At 72.3% G+C, this 12,605-nt stretch carries 14 protein-coding genes; 6 read left to right on the top strand and 8 right to left on the bottom strand.

Features of this window, described 5'->3' with window-relative positions:
* Entirely contained in the window at window positions 1–1,170 is a 1,170-nt protein-coding gene (locus tag IE97_RS0102050) for a sensor histidine kinase (protein WP_030147435.1), read from the bottom strand.
* A 108-nt stretch (window positions 1,171–1,278) separates the two neighbouring features.
* Here IE97_RS0102050 and IE97_RS0102045 point away from each other — a divergent pair, with 108 nt between their 5' ends.
* Genes IE97_RS0102045 through IE97_RS0102035 form a run of 3 tightly spaced genes read left to right on the top strand, consistent with a single transcriptional unit; the run spans window position 1,279 to window position 3,419 of the window.
* A complete protein-coding gene (locus tag IE97_RS0102045; RefSeq protein ID WP_030147434.1) occupies window positions 1,279–2,199 on the top strand; it encodes an ABC transporter ATP-binding protein in 921 nt (306 codons plus the stop codon).
* Window positions 2,200–2,201: 2 nt separating this feature from the next.
* Entirely contained in the window at window positions 2,202–2,930 is a 729-nt protein-coding gene (locus IE97_RS0102040) for an ABC transporter permease (RefSeq protein ID WP_030147433.1), read from the top strand.
* 57 nt (window positions 2,931–2,987) lie between these two features.
* Entirely contained in the window at window positions 2,988–3,419 is a 432-nt protein-coding gene (locus tag IE97_RS0102035) for a hypothetical protein (RefSeq protein WP_030147432.1), read from the top strand.
* Window positions 3,420–3,457: 38 nt separating this feature from the next.
* Here the strand turns inward: IE97_RS0102035 and mug are convergent, their stop codons facing one another.
* The 6 genes from mug to IE97_RS0102005 all read right to left on the bottom strand — a co-directional run bounded on the left by mug (window position 3,458) and on the right by IE97_RS0102005 (window position 9,858).
* On the bottom strand, window positions 3,458–4,003 hold the full coding sequence (gene mug / locus IE97_RS0102030; protein ID WP_030147431.1) for a G/U mismatch-specific DNA glycosylase: 546 nt from the start codon (window positions 4,001–4,003) through the stop codon (window positions 3,458–3,460).
* A 13-nt stretch (window positions 4,004–4,016) separates the two neighbouring features.
* On the bottom strand, window positions 4,017–5,459 hold the full coding sequence (gene purB, locus IE97_RS0102025) for an adenylosuccinate lyase (protein WP_030147430.1): 1,443 nt from the start codon (window positions 5,457–5,459) through the stop codon (window positions 4,017–4,019).
* A 148-nt stretch (window positions 5,460–5,607) separates the two neighbouring features.
* The gene (locus IE97_RS0102020; protein ID WP_030147429.1) at window positions 5,608–6,387 is read right to left on the bottom strand and encodes an SGNH/GDSL hydrolase family protein; all 780 of its coding nucleotides are present in this window, start codon (window positions 6,385–6,387) and stop codon (window positions 5,608–5,610) included.
* A gap of 64 nt (window positions 6,388–6,451) precedes the next feature.
* On the bottom strand, window positions 6,452–7,465 hold the full coding sequence (locus tag IE97_RS0102015) for a hemolysin family protein (RefSeq protein WP_030147428.1): 1,014 nt from the start codon (window positions 7,463–7,465) through the stop codon (window positions 6,452–6,454).
* A complete protein-coding gene (locus tag IE97_RS0102010) occupies window positions 7,462–8,820 on the bottom strand; it encodes a hemolysin family protein (RefSeq protein ID WP_030147427.1) in 1,359 nt (452 codons plus the stop codon). The genes IE97_RS0102015 and IE97_RS0102010 overlap by 4 nt, the downstream gene beginning before the upstream one ends.
* A gap of 156 nt (window positions 8,821–8,976) precedes the next feature.
* Window positions 8,977–9,858: an MBL fold metallo-hydrolase gene (locus tag IE97_RS0102005; protein ID WP_030147426.1), complete on the bottom strand. Its 882-nt coding sequence runs from the start codon at window positions 9,856–9,858 to the stop codon at window positions 8,977–8,979.
* A gap of 99 nt (window positions 9,859–9,957) precedes the next feature.
* Here IE97_RS0102005 and IE97_RS0102000 point away from each other — a divergent pair, with 99 nt between their 5' ends.
* From IE97_RS0102000 to IE97_RS0101990, 3 genes are read left to right on the top strand one after another with little or no spacing between them, the layout of a single operon-like run.
* Window positions 9,958–10,173 carry a hypothetical protein gene (locus IE97_RS0102000; RefSeq protein WP_030147425.1) on the top strand — a complete coding sequence of 72 codons (216 nt, stop codon included), beginning with the start codon at window positions 9,958–9,960 and terminating at the stop codon, window positions 10,171–10,173.
* On the top strand, window positions 10,160–11,569 hold the full coding sequence (locus IE97_RS0101995) for an Asp-tRNA(Asn)/Glu-tRNA(Gln) amidotransferase GatCAB subunit A (protein WP_030147424.1): 1,410 nt from the start codon (window positions 10,160–10,162) through the stop codon (window positions 11,567–11,569). Before IE97_RS0102000 ends, IE97_RS0101995 begins: the two co-directional genes overlap by 14 nt.
* A gap of 30 nt (window positions 11,570–11,599) precedes the next feature.
* Entirely contained in the window at window positions 11,600–12,175 is a 576-nt protein-coding gene (locus tag IE97_RS0101990; RefSeq protein ID WP_030147423.1) for a TetR/AcrR family transcriptional regulator, read from the top strand.
* On the opposite strand, the gene IE97_RS0101985 is transcribed toward IE97_RS0101990, so the two are convergent.
* Window positions 12,162–12,590, bottom strand: coding sequence for a GNAT family N-acetyltransferase (locus IE97_RS0101985; protein WP_030147422.1), 429 nt, complete (start codon window positions 12,588–12,590; stop codon window positions 12,162–12,164). The two genes, IE97_RS0101990 and IE97_RS0101985, sit on opposite strands and share 14 nt — an antisense overlap.
* Window positions 12,591–12,605 lie beyond the last annotated feature (15 nt).

The raw sequence follows: 12,605 nt of genomic DNA, 5'->3' as shown, positions 1-12,605 counted from the left end.
TCAACCCAGCGGCAGCTCGACATGGACCTGCCAGTCACCCTCGTCCGGGCCGGTCCGGGCCCGCCCGCCGAGCAGGGCCGCGCGCTCGCGTATGCCGCGCAGGCCGCTGCCGCGCCCGGGACCCGGTACCGGCGCCGTCAGCGGGTTGCGTATCGAGAGGACGAGGGTGCCGTCGGTGACCAGGACGCGTACCTGCGCCGGGACTCCTCCCGCGTGCCGCAGCACGTTGGTCAGGGCCTCCTGGAGGATCCGGTAGCCCTCCCGGGACACCGGCCCCGGCACGGTGTCCACGGGGCCGCTCACCTCGGCGTCGACCTTCGCTCCGGAGGCGCGTGCGGAGTCCAGCAGACGGTCCGCGTCCGCGAGGGTGGGCCGGCTGCTGACCGGTTTCCCCGATTCGCGCAGGACGCCGAGCACTCGCTCCAGGTCCTCCAGGGCGGCCCGGCCGGTCTCCTCGATGGCGCTCAGCGCCCGGTCCGTGAACTCCGCGTCACCGGCCGCCCGGGCCGCCCCGGCCTGCACGACGGCGACCGTGAGCGCGTGCCCGATGGAGTCGTGCAACTCGCGGGCGATCCGGGTGCGTTCGAGCAGTTGGTCGGTGCGTTCCTCCAGCGCTGCCATCCGCTCGGCGGGCGACGGGCCGAGGAGTCGTTCGGCCAGCGCGGTGACGAAGTGGCCCGACCACACCACCGCCATGAGGCCCAGGATCATCGGCACGGGTGCGAGCACGGCGTGCCACCAGTGGTTCTCCTCGACGGTCACGAATCCGTCAGCGGCCGGCTCGTGGCCGAGCCCCGTCGACAGCAAGTCGACCGCGAGGAGGGGCAGCTGGAAGGAGAGGTGGGCCACGATCCAGCCGAGGACCAGCCGCGCCTCGAGCCACACCACCGTCCGCCCGCGGTCGGCCCAGGTGGCCGACGGGGTGGTCACGATCTCCGCGCTCTCGCCCTCCTGCCGGTGGTCGGTCAGCAGCAGCCTGGCCTGAAACCCTTCCACGACCCGCGTGACGGGCACGAGCCCCGCGAGGCCGAGCAGCACGGCGGCCGTGACCTGGGTCCACCACGCCTCCTCGATGAACAGCCACAGCGACGGCCACACGGTGGCCACCGCCATGTGCAGCCACCGCTTGTACGTCACTGCCCGCGTGAGCGGGCGCAGCATGCGGACCATCGCGCCATCGTGCCAGCCGTCACCGACAGCGGGCCTCCCCCGCACGGGGGAGGGGATCTCCACGGCCGGGGGAGGCCGGCGCCGTCCGCGATGAGCCACGCTGCTGCCATGACCAGCATCGAAGTCCAGGACCTCACCAAGGAGTACGGCGGCAGACGAGCCGTGGACGGCCTCACCTTCCGGGTGCTGCCGGGCCGCGTCACCGGCTTCCTCGGCCCCAACGGCGCCGGCAAGTCCACCACCATGCGCCTGGTGCTCGGCCTCGACCGGCCGACCGCCGGTTCCGCCACGGTCGGCGGCCGTGCCTACCCGACGCTGCGCGAACCCCTGCGCCACGTCGGCGCCCTGCTCGACGCGCAGGCCGCGCACGGCTCCCGCACCGCCCGCGACCACCTCCGTGTCCTGGCCGTCAGCAACCGCATTCCGGACCGGCGGGTCGACGAGGTACTGGAGGAGACGGGCCTGGCGTCGGTCGCCCGGCGCCGGGTGCGCACGTACTCCCTGGGCATGCGCCAGCGCCTGGGCATCGCCGCCGCCCTGCTGGGCGACCCCGAGGTGGTCATGCTGGACGAGCCGTCCAACGGCCTCGACCCCGAAGGCATCGTGTGGACCCGGCGGCTGCTGCGCAGGCTCGCGGGGGAGGGGCGCACGGTCCTGGTCTCCAGCCACCTGATGAACGAGACCGCGTCCTTCGCGGACCACCTCGTCGTCCTCGGCCGGGGCCGGCTGCTGGCCGACACCCCGATGCGGGAGTTCATCCACGCACGCGTGCGGCCCCGGGTGCGGATCCGCACGACCGACCCCGTGGCGCTCAGGAGCGCGCTCGCGGAGCACGGCCACGAGGCCGTGGAACACGTCGACGGGCACTGGACCGTGGACCACGCACGCGTGGACGACATCGGCCGCCTCACCTCCGAGGCGGGCGTGCCGGTCCTGGAACTGGCGGCCGAGGAGGGCACGTTGGAACAGGCCTATTTCGACCTCACCTCGGCCGAGGCCGAGTTCACCGCGCAGCCGCAGGAGGCCTGACCATGGAACTCACGCCCGTCCTCCGCTCCGAGTGGCTGAAGATCCGCACCCTGCGTTCGCTCCCGGGAGCGCTGCTGGCCCTGTTCGCCGCGACCACGGCCTTTTCGGCGATCGCCGGTGCCTCCGACACGTCGGATCCGGGATTCGACCTGCTGTTCACGGCGCTGTCCGGCGTCATACCGGGCCAGATCGCGGCCGTGTCCTTCGGGGCCATGGCCGTGTCGTCCGAGTTCCGGTCGGGCGCGCTGCGGCTCTCGCTGGCCGCGGTTCCCCGGCGCGGCCGGTGGTTCGCGGCCAAGGCCGCCGTCATCGCCGTACCGACCCTGCTGGTGGGGTGGGCGACCGCCCTCGCCGCGCTGCTCGTCGCCCGGGCGGGGCTCGGGCCGGCGGCCGACGGGCTCACCACCGGAGAGCAGGTGCGCGGGGTCGTGGGCTGCGGCGTCTACCTCATGCTGATGGCCCTGTTCGCCGCCGGGCTCACCGCCCTGCTGCGCAGTGGCACGGCCACGCTGTCCCTGCTGATCCCGTTCATCCTGGTCGTGTCGTTCGTCATCGGCGACGCCACGGGCACGGTCGCCGACTTCCTGCCCGACAAGGCGGGGCAGTCGGTCCTGAGGCAGACGTACGACGGGGCGTCCCTCGGCCCATGGCCTGGGCTCGCGGTGACCGCGCTCTGGGCGGTGGCCGCCCTGCTGGTGGGAGCGTGGAGTCTGCGCCGCCGGGACGCCTGACCGATAACAGGGGTGATGCCCCGCCAACTGTCAGTGCGGGCGGGTTTACTGGACCTCATGAACATCGCCCAGCACATCGCCCTCGTCGACGAGCTGTGCTTCCGCCCCTTTCCGGCGGAGCACGGCCCGTCGGACGTCGGCGCCTCGGGCCCCGGCTACCACGTCGCGGTGTTAGAGAGCGCGGCCGACGACGACCCCGCGACCCGGGCGGTGACGATCGACCAGTTCGAGAAGGACCGGGACGCCGTCTACGAAATCCTCGCCTCGCGCTGGGGCGACACGGACCCCTGCAACCTGCAGACCGTCCTGCTGCGGGCCGAGCGGGAGGAGATGCCCCGGCCGTGGGCCGAGTTGAGCGCGTGGGCCGGGGTGGCGTACGTGTGGCACGTCGAGGGCACCGGCCGCTGGGTCGCCGTCGCGGTCGCGGACCGGGACCCGGCGGACGACGTGCGACTCCTGGCCGTGATCACGGAGACGGACCCACCGTGACCGAGTGGCCCGGGCAAGAGGGAGGCCACCGCCCCGGGTCAGTCGTCCGCCGCCTCCCGCAGCCTCCGGAACTCCTCGGCCATGGTCTCGGCCGTCCAGTGCGCGTTCAGCCCGCTCGGGTTGGGCAGCACCCACACGCGCGTGTCCCCGATCGTTCGCGACTGCGGCCCGACCTGAGCCTTCCGGTCGTCGAACGCCGCGCGGTACGCGGTCACCCCCACCACGGCCAGCCAGCGCGGCCGCAGCCGGCCCACCTTCAGCGCGAGCAGCCGCCCGCCCTCCCGGTACTCCTCGGCGCTCAGCTCGTCGGCCCGCGCGCTCGGCCGCGCCACGACATTGGTGATGCCCAGCCCGTACGACAGCAACTCCCGCTGCTCCGACGGCTTCAGCAGCCTGGGCGTGAAACCGGACCGGTGCAGCACCGGCCAGAAGCGGTTGCCGGGGCGGGCGAAGTGATGGCCCGTCGCGGCCGTCATCAGACCGGGGTTTATCCCGCAGAACAGCACCCGCAGACCGTCCGCGACCACATCGGGCACGACGCGGTCGCGGGCGGCCTCCAGTTCCTCTGGCGTGAAGCGCGCCATCGTCGGCGGCGCGTCAGAGAATCGCGCCGGGCGTGTAGCCCGCGGCCTGGGGGTGCTGCTTCACGATCTCCTCGACCCGGGCGACGACGACGGCGACCTGGTCGCCCGCGGCGCCGGTGAAGGACAGCTTGTCCGCCATCAGCGCGTCCAGCTCGGTCCGGTCCAGGGGGATGCGCTCATCGGCGGCCAGCTTGTCGAGGAGCTCGTTGCGCTCGGCGCCCTGCTCACGCATCGCGAGGGCGGAGGCGACGGCGTTCTCCTTGATCGCCTCGTGCGCCAGCTCCCGGCCCACACCGGCGCGCACCGCGCCCATCAGCACCTTGGTGGTGGCCAGGAACGGCAGGTACCGGTCCAGTTCGCGCGCCACGACCGCCGGGAACGCGCCGAACTCGTCGAGCACCGTCAGGAACGTCTCCAGCAGGCCGTCCAGCGCGAAGAACGCGTCCGGCAGCGCGACCCGGCGCACCACCGAGCAGGACACGTCGCCCTCGTTCCACTGGTCTCCCGCCAGCTCACCGGTCATCGAGGCGTAGCCGCGCAGGATGACCATCAGGCCGTTGACGCGCTCGCAGGAGCGGGTGTTCATCTTGTGCGGCATGGCGGAGGAACCGACCTGGCCGGGCTTGAAGCCCTCGGTGACCAGCTCGTGCCCCGCCATCAGCCGGATCGTCTTCGCCAGCGACGACGGCGCCGCCGCCAGCTGCACCAGCGCCGTGACGACCTCGTAGTCCAGCGAGCGCGGGTAGACCTGGCCGACCGACGTGAACGCCTGCGAGAAGCCCAGGTGGCCGGCGATCCGCTGCTCCAGCTCCGCGAGCTTCGCGGCGTCCCCGCCGAGCAGGTCCAGCATGTCCTGCGCGGTACCGACCGGGCCCTTGATGCCGCGCAGCGGGTAGCGGCCCAGCAGCTCCTCGATGCGGCCGTAGGCCACGAGCAGCTCGTCGGTGGCCGTCGCGAAACGCTTGCCGAGGGTGGTGGCCTGTGCGGCGACGTTGTGCGAGCGGCCGGCCATGACCAGCTCGCCGTACTCACCGGCCAGCTTGCCGAGGCGCGCCAGGACCGCCACCGTGCGGTCGCGCATCAGCTCCAGGGAGAGCCGGATCTGCAGCTGCTCGACGTTCTCGGTGAGGTCGCGGGAGGTCATGCCCTTGTGCACGTGCTCGTGCCCGGCGAGGTCGTTGAACTCCTCGATCCGCGCCTTCACGTCGTGCCGCGTGACCTTCTCGCGCTCGGCGATGGAGGCCAGGTCGACGGTGTCGAGCACCCGCTCGTAGTCGGCGAGCGCCGCGTCCGGCACCTCGATCCCGAGGTCCTTCTGGGCGCGCAACACGGCGAGCCAGAGCTGTCGCTCCAGTTTCACCTTCTGCTCGGGCGACCAGAGCGTGGCGAGCTCGGTGGAGGCGTACCGTCCGGCGAGGACGTTCGGGATGCGGGGCTTGGCGGGAGCGGAAGTCACGTGGACGGATTCTACTGGCGATTCGTGCAGGCCAGCGCAACGGGTGCGTTCGTCGGAACCTACAAGAGTCCGTCGGGCAGCCATCGGCAGCGCACGTCGACGCCGCGGACCGGCAGGCCGGAGCACTGCCGTCCGGCTCGAGTAGCGCCTACGCCTGCCCCTTGTACGGCAGCAGTTCCGGCCGCTTCGGCGGCAGCCCGTCGCCCGAGGAGCGGCCCGTCAGGCGACGGGCTATCCAGGGGAGCAGATGCTGCCGCGCGAACCGCGCGTCGGCCACGCGCCGCATGGCCCAGCCGGGCGGCAGCGTCGCCGGCATCGGCGTGCGCCACTCGGTGTCCTCCGGCTCATGGCCGAGCGCCTGCCAGACCGCTTCCGCGACCCGGCGGTGGCCTTCGGCCGTCAGGTGCAGCCGGTCCACGTCCCACAGCCGCGGGTCGGAGAGCGAGGGCGCGCCGTACAGGTCGACGACGACCGCCCCGTGCCGGGCGGCGAGCTCGTCGACGCAGGCGAACAGCTCCTCCATGCGCGGCCGGAACCGCTCCAGGACGGGACCCTGACGGCCCGGGCTGCGCATCAGGACGAGCTGCTTGCACGACGGGGCCAGCTTCTCGACGGCCTCCTCCAGGAGTCCGCGCACCCGTCCCATGTCGCACTTGGGCCGCAACGTGTCGTTGAGCCCGCCGACCAGGGTGACCACGTCGGCCTGCATGGCCGCCGCCACGTCCACCTGCTCGTCCACGATCTGCCGGATCAGCTTGCCGCGCACCGCGAGGTTGGCGTACCGGAAGCCGGGCGTACGGGCCGCCATCCGGGCGGCGAGCAGGTCGGCCCAGCCGCGGTAGGTACCGTCGGGAAGCAGGTCCGACATGCCCTCGGTGAAGGAGTCGCCGAGCGCGACGAGGCTGCTGTAGGTGGGGTTCGTGTACATGACGGAGGAAATACTATCCCGTGCACATACCCAGCGGTCGGTCAGCCCTGCCCTGCTCGGTTTCTCACGCCCGCTGACCGAACAGCTCCCGCAGCACGTCCTCCATGGTCACCAGACCGGCCAGCCGCCCGTCCGCCCCGAGCACGGCCGCCAGGTGGGTACGGCTGCCCCGCATCGCCGTGAGGACGTCGTCCAGCGGCGTGTGCTCCCGCACGCGCGCGATGGGCCGCATGTCGCGCAACCGGAACGGCACCTTGCGCCCGACGGCCTCCAGAGCGTCCTTCACGTGCAGGTAGCCCACGATCCGGCGCCCCTCGTCCACCACCGGGAAGCGGGAGAACCCGGACTCCGCCGACAGCCGCTCCAACTCCTCCGGGGTGACGCCCACGCGTGCGTACACGACGCGTTCCAGCGGCAGGACCACGTCGCGCACCGGACGGCGCCCCAGTTCCAGCGCGTCGTGCAGTCGCTCCTGCGCGCGGTCGTCGATGAGGCCGGCCTCGCTGGAGTCCTTCACGATCTGCGCTATCTCGGCGTCCGAGTAGGAGGCGGCGACCTCCTCCCGGGCCTCCACCCGCAGCAGCTTCAGCAGCGTGTTGGCGAAGGTGTTGACCGTGAAGATCACCGGCCGCAGCGCCCGGGAGAGGGCCACCAGGGGCGGACCCAGCGCCAGGGCGCTGCGCACCGGCTCGGCGAGCGCGATGTTCTTCGGCACCATCTCGCCGAGCAGCATGTGCAGATACGTCGCCAGGGCCAGCGCGATGACGAAGGACACCGCGTGCCCAGCGCCCTCGGGCACGCCCACCGCGTGGAACACCGGCTCCAGCAGGTGCGCGATCGCCGGCTCGGCGACCACACCCAGCACCAGCGTGCACAGCGTGATACCGAGCTGTGCGGCCGCCATCAGCGCGGACACGTGCTCCAGCCCCCACAGCACGCTCTTGGCCCGCCGGTCGCCCTGGTCGGCGTAGGGCTCGATCTGGCTACGGCGCACGGAGATCAGCGCGAACTCGGCGCCGACGAAGAAGGCGTTGACGACGAGCGTCGCCAGGCCGATCAGCAACTGGACGGCGGTCACAGCTCCGCCCCCTTCTCGTCCTTCTCGTCCTTCTCGTCGGGCTTCTCGTCGTCGAGGGGCGCGCACAGCCGCACGCGGGCCGCCCGGCGGCCCGTGGCGTCCATGACCTCCATCCGCCAGCCGGCGACCTCGAGGGTGTCACCGGTGGCCGGTATCCGGCCGAGCACCGTCGCCACCAGCCCGGCGAGCGTCTCGTACGGCCCTTCCGGCGCGCGCAGCCCGATGCGCTCGAGGTGGTCCACGCGGGCGGAACCGTCGGCCGAGTACAGGGCGTGACCGGACTCGTCCGTGCCGGCCGGGGCGAGGTCCGGCAGCTCGTGCGGGTCGTGCTCGTCGCGCACCTCGCCGACGACCTCCTCGACGATGTCCTCCAGGGTGGCCACACCGGCCGTGCCGCCGTACTCGTCGATCACGACGGCCATGGTGCGCTTGCCGGACAGCCGGTCCAGCAGCCGGTCGACCGTGAGGGTCTCGGGCACCATCAACGGCTCGCGCATCAGCTCGGAGACGAAGATCCGGGTCCGGCGCTCGGCCGGCACCGCCAGCACGTCCTTCACGTGCGCGGTCCCGACGACCGAGTCGAGGGTGCCGCGGTAGACGGGGAAACGGGACAGCCCGGTCGCCCGGGTCGCGTTCGCCACGTCCTCCAGGGTGGCCTGCACGTCCAGCGCGACGACCTGGACCCGGGGCGTCATCACGTTCTCGGCGGTCAGGTCGGCGAGATTCAGGGTCCGTACGAAGAGCTCGGCGGTGTCGGCCTCCAGCGCGCCCTCCTTGGCGGAGTGCCGGGCGAGCGCGGCCAGCTCCTGCGGCCCGCGCGCCGAGGCCAGCTCCTCGGCGGGCTCGACACCGATCCGCCGCACGACCCGGTTGGCCGTGTTGTTGAGGTGCGTGATGAAGGGCCGGAACGCGGCGCTGAACCAGCGCTGCGCGTTGCCCACGGTCTTGGCGACGGTCAGCGGCGAGGAGATCGCCCAGTTCTTCGGCACGAGTTCACCGACGACCATCAGGAAGACCGTCGACAGCGCCGTGCCGAGCACCAGCGCGAGGCTGTGCGAGGCCGAACGCGAGACGCCGAGGTCCTCCAGCGGCCCGGCGATGAGCGCGGCGATCGACGGCTCGGCGAGCATGCCGACGACCAGGTTCGTGACGGTGATGCCGAGCTGCGCCCCGGAGAGCTGGAACGTCAGGTTCCGTACGGCTTTCAGCGCGCCCTGGGCGCCCCGCTCCCCGCGCTCCGCCGCCCGCTCCAGCTCGGCGCGCTCGACCGTGGTGAGGGAGAACTCGGCCGCCACGAAGGCACCGCAGGCGAGCGAGAGCAGGATCGCCGCCAGGAGGAGGAGCACTTCTGTCATCGGTTCACCCCCGTTCCATGGTTCTCCGGAACAGGGTGGAACGCGCGGTGTCGCGTACTGGGAGGCTCGCCCATGGGCGGACGCTCACAACCTTTCATGCAGAACCGAGTGGCCATCCAAGGGTAAAGGATGGGCAAAGTCCTCCGATCGGGTCACTCAGCCGGGGACGGGGGAGAGCCGGTAGGCGTCCCCGTCGACGACGACCCGGCCCGCGGTGGGCGGTGCGAAGTGCGTACCCAGGAGGAGCGTATGCGTACCGGCCAGCGAAGCCAGCAGCGTGCGGCGCGAAGCCTCGGACGCCGCCGGGTCGATGTCGACGCAGGCGCCGATGCCGGGGCGGGTGAGCTGGACGGGGTGATGGACGCAGTCGCCGGTGATCAGCGCCGTGTGCCCACGGCTGGTCAGTTCCACGGCGAGGTGGCCCGGGGTGTGTCCGGGGGTCGGGACCAGACGCACGCCCGCGACGGCATCGACGCCCTCGGCGGGGACGTCGACGAGGTCGAGCAGCCCCGCTTCCTCCACCGGGATCACGGAGTCCTGGAACATCTGTCGGCGTGCCTCGTCCATGGCGTGGCCGGCCCAGAACTCCCGCTCGGCACGTGAGGTCAGATATCGGGCGTTCGGGAAGGTGGGGACCCACGCGCCGTTCTCCTTCCGGGTGTTCCAGCCGACGTGGTCCGCGTGCAGGTGGGTGAGGATCACCAGGTCGACCGAGTCCGCGGGGAACCCGGCGGCGGTGAGGCGCTGGAGGTAGTCGGTGTCCAGATCGTGCCAGGCGGGGTTGGCCCGCTCCTTGCCGTTGCCGATGCCGGTGTCCACCAGGACCCGTAGCCCGCCGGTGGTGAACGCGAAGCTGTGGCTGTCGATGCGCAGGACGCCCTCGTCGTCGGCGAAGTGGGGCCGCAGCCAGTCCTGCCCGGCGACGACGTCCGGAGTGGCACCGGGCAGCAGCCAGCGTCCGGTGGTGGGCGGCAGGGGGATCTCGTCGATGCGGTGGACCGTGATGTCGCCCACGGTCCAGGAAGCGAGTGTGGTCATTGATCCTCTTCCAGACTCTTAAAGCAATCCGTTTGCGTTTAGTCGACCGTAGGTCTTACGGTCACCTAAACGCAAACAGTTGGCTTTTAGGGAGGGTTCATGTCCGCCACCGGACTCACGCCACGGGAAGCGGCCCGCTGGGCCGGCCGTGCGGGGCTCGTACTGCCCGCCGGCCGCCACGCCGCGGTCGCGGCGACCGCCGACCACATCCACTCCGTCGTCGCGGTCCTGCGGGAGCTGGACTTCGGTGACACCCCGCCCGCCCCCGCCTACCGCGCGGCAACGGCGAAGGAGACGCGCGATGCGGCCCAGTGAGCTGACCCTGAGTGCCGCCGCCGACGCGATCCGGGCGCGGCAGCTGTCCCCCGTCGAGCTGACGGACTCCGTGCTGGAGCGTGTCGATCAAGTGGAACCACGCCTCGGGGCCTACGTCACCGTCCGGGCCGAGCAGGCCCGCCGGGCCGCGCGCGAAGCCGAGGACGACATCGCCGCCGGCCGTTACCGTGGCCCGCTGCACGGCATCCCGATGGGCCTGAAGGACCTGATCGACGTCGCCGGAGTGGCGACGTCGGCCGGTTCGCGGGTCAGGTCCGGCCATCGCGCCCGGGCCGACAGCACGGTCGCCGCCCGCCTGGTGTCGGCCGGAGCCGTCCTGGTCGGCAAGACCCACACCCACGAGTTCGCCTACGGGCTCACCACCCCGCAGACCCGCAACGCCTGGGACCCCCGCCGGATCGCCGGTGGCTCCAGCGGCGGATCGGCCGTGGCCGTCGCCACGGGCACCGCCACCTTCGCCCTGGGCACCGACACCGGAGGATCCGTCCGGGTGCCCGCAGCGCTCAACGGCGTCGTCGGCCTCAAACCGACCTACGGCCTCGTGCCCCGCGACGGCGTCACGTCCCTGTCCTGGTCGCTGGACCACGTCGGCCCGGTCACCCGCACCGTCGAGGACGCGGCCCTCGTCCTCGACGCCGTGGCCGGTCACGGCCCGCGCGACCCCGCCTCCGTGACCCCACCCCCGGCGCACTACCGGCCGGGCCCGGACCCGGACCTGACCGGACTGCGCATCGGTGTGCCGCGCACGTACTACTTCGACCATGTCGATACGGAGGTGGAGGCCGCCGTCCGGCGCGCGACCGGCCGGCTCGAGGAGCTCGGCGCCCGCCTCGTCGAGGTCGGGATCCCCATGACCCGCTATGTCCAGGCCACCCAGTGGGGCCTGATGGTGCCCGAGGCCACCGCCTACCACGAGGGCACTCTGCGTACCGTCCCCGAGCTCTATCAGGCGGACGTCCGGATCCTTCTCGAAGCCGGCGAACTGATGACCGCGGGGGACTATCTGCGCGCCCAGCGTTCCCGGGCGCTCATGCGGCAGGGGTGGGAGGACCTGCTGCGGGAGGTCGATCTGATCGTTGCGCCGAGTGTCCCGGCCACCGCCGTCGAGGCCGGGCAGGAGACCATCACCTGGCCCGACGGCACCGTCGAGGGCGTCGCCGACGCCTATGTGCGGCTCTCCGCTCCCGCCAACATCACCGGGATGCCCTCACTGTCCGTACCGGTCGGCCACGACACGGCGGGTCTGCCGATCGGTATGCAGCTCCTCGGGAAGCCGCTCGGGGAGAGCCTGCTGCTGCGGGTCGGCCACGCCTACGAAATGACACGGCCCACCCCGGAGCTCGCCCCCGAACCGATCACCACGGCGGCTCGTTAGACGCAACGATTTCGCTTTAAGGTGGGTGCCATGAGCAGGCAGATGGTGCGCCCCGGTGGACGCAGCGCCCGGGTCCAGGCGTCAGTGCACGCAGCCGTGCGCGAACTGGCCTCGGAGGTCGGCCGGGACGCCCTCACCGTGCCGTTGGTCGCCCAGCGCGCGGGCGTGACGCCGTCCACGGTCTACCGCCGCTGGGGGGATCTGCAGGAACTGCTGTCGGACGTGGCGGTGGAGCGGCTGCGGCCCGACACCGCGCCCCGGGACCACGGCGCCCTGGCGTCCGACCTCACGGCCTGGGCCGAGCAGTTCCTCGACGAGATGGCCTCGCCCACCGGCCGCGCCTACATACGGGACGCCCTGCTCGGCGACCCGGACGGTGGCAACGCCGGCCAGTGCTCGGCTTACGCCGCCGAGCAGATCGGCGTCGTCCTCGGCCGCGCGAGCGAGCGCGGGGAGCCGGTACCCGACGTCGAGACGGTCATCGACCGGGTCGTCGCGCCCATGATGTACCGCATCCTCTTCCGCCCCGACGGCCTCGACGCCTCCTACGCCCGCCGGCTCGTGGCCGGGGTCCTCGCCCCGGCCGGCGCGCCTAGTACTCGGTGAGGGGCTTCACCCAGCGTCGCCACTGCTCCTCGGGGGCGTAACCGGCGGCACCCCACGCGTGGTGCGCGGTCTCGTTGTGCGTGAGCACCATCGCGTCCGCGCGCCGCCCGCCGAGCCGCACGAACCGCTCCTCGGCCGCGGCCAGCAGTGCGGACGCGATGCCCTGGCGGCGCCGGTCGGGATGCACGGCCAGCCGGTACAGATGGCAGCGCCAGCCGTCGAAGCCGGCGATCACCGTGCCGACCAGCTCGCCGCCCAGCTCGGCCAGGATCAGTGCCTCGGGGTCGCGTGCGACCAGCCGCTCCACGCCGCTCCGGTCGTCGCTGATGCTCGTGCCCTCGGCGGCCACCTTCCAGAAGGCCAGCACGGTGTCGAGGTCCTCGGGCGTCGCGGCCCGGATACGCAGCTCGGTCATGAGTTGATCACATCA

Source organism: Streptomyces sp. NRRL S-455, from assembly GCF_000717875.1.
GTDB lineage: Bacteria > Actinomycetota > Actinomycetes > Streptomycetales > Streptomycetaceae > Streptomyces.
Note: the sequence above shows the minus strand (reverse complement) of the source record. Positions and strands in the feature narration are given on the sequence as shown.

Excerpts from the sequence above, each read along its gene's own strand:
- IE97_RS0102050 (WP_030147435.1), bottom strand. The coding sequence starts at position 1,170 with ATGGTCCGCATGCTGCGCCCGCTCACGCGGGCAGTGACGTACAAGCGG.
- IE97_RS0102045 (WP_030147434.1), top strand. The coding sequence starts at position 1,279 with ATGACCAGCATCGAAGTCCAGGACCTCACCAAGGAGTACGGCGGCAGA.
- IE97_RS0102040 (WP_030147433.1), top strand. The coding sequence starts at position 2,202 with ATGGAACTCACGCCCGTCCTCCGCTCCGAGTGGCTGAAGATCCGCACC.
- IE97_RS0102035 (WP_030147432.1), top strand. The coding sequence starts at position 2,988 with ATGAACATCGCCCAGCACATCGCCCTCGTCGACGAGCTGTGCTTCCGC.
- mug (WP_030147431.1), bottom strand. The coding sequence starts at position 4,003 with ATGGCGCGCTTCACGCCAGAGGAACTGGAGGCCGCCCGCGACCGCGTC.
- IE97_RS0102020 (WP_030147429.1), bottom strand. The coding sequence starts at position 6,387 with ATGTACACGAACCCCACCTACAGCAGCCTCGTCGCGCTCGGCGACTCC.
- IE97_RS0102010 (WP_030147427.1), bottom strand. The coding sequence starts at position 8,820 with ATGACAGAAGTGCTCCTCCTCCTGGCGGCGATCCTGCTCTCGCTCGCC.
- IE97_RS0102005 (WP_030147426.1), bottom strand. The coding sequence starts at position 9,858 with ATGACCACACTCGCTTCCTGGACCGTGGGCGACATCACGGTCCACCGC.
- IE97_RS0102000 (WP_030147425.1), top strand. The coding sequence starts at position 9,958 with ATGTCCGCCACCGGACTCACGCCACGGGAAGCGGCCCGCTGGGCCGGC.
- IE97_RS0101995 (WP_030147424.1), top strand. The coding sequence starts at position 10,160 with ATGCGGCCCAGTGAGCTGACCCTGAGTGCCGCCGCCGACGCGATCCGG.
- IE97_RS0101990 (WP_030147423.1), top strand. The coding sequence starts at position 11,600 with ATGAGCAGGCAGATGGTGCGCCCCGGTGGACGCAGCGCCCGGGTCCAG.
- IE97_RS0101985 (WP_030147422.1), bottom strand. The coding sequence starts at position 12,590 with ATGACCGAGCTGCGTATCCGGGCCGCGACGCCCGAGGACCTCGACACC.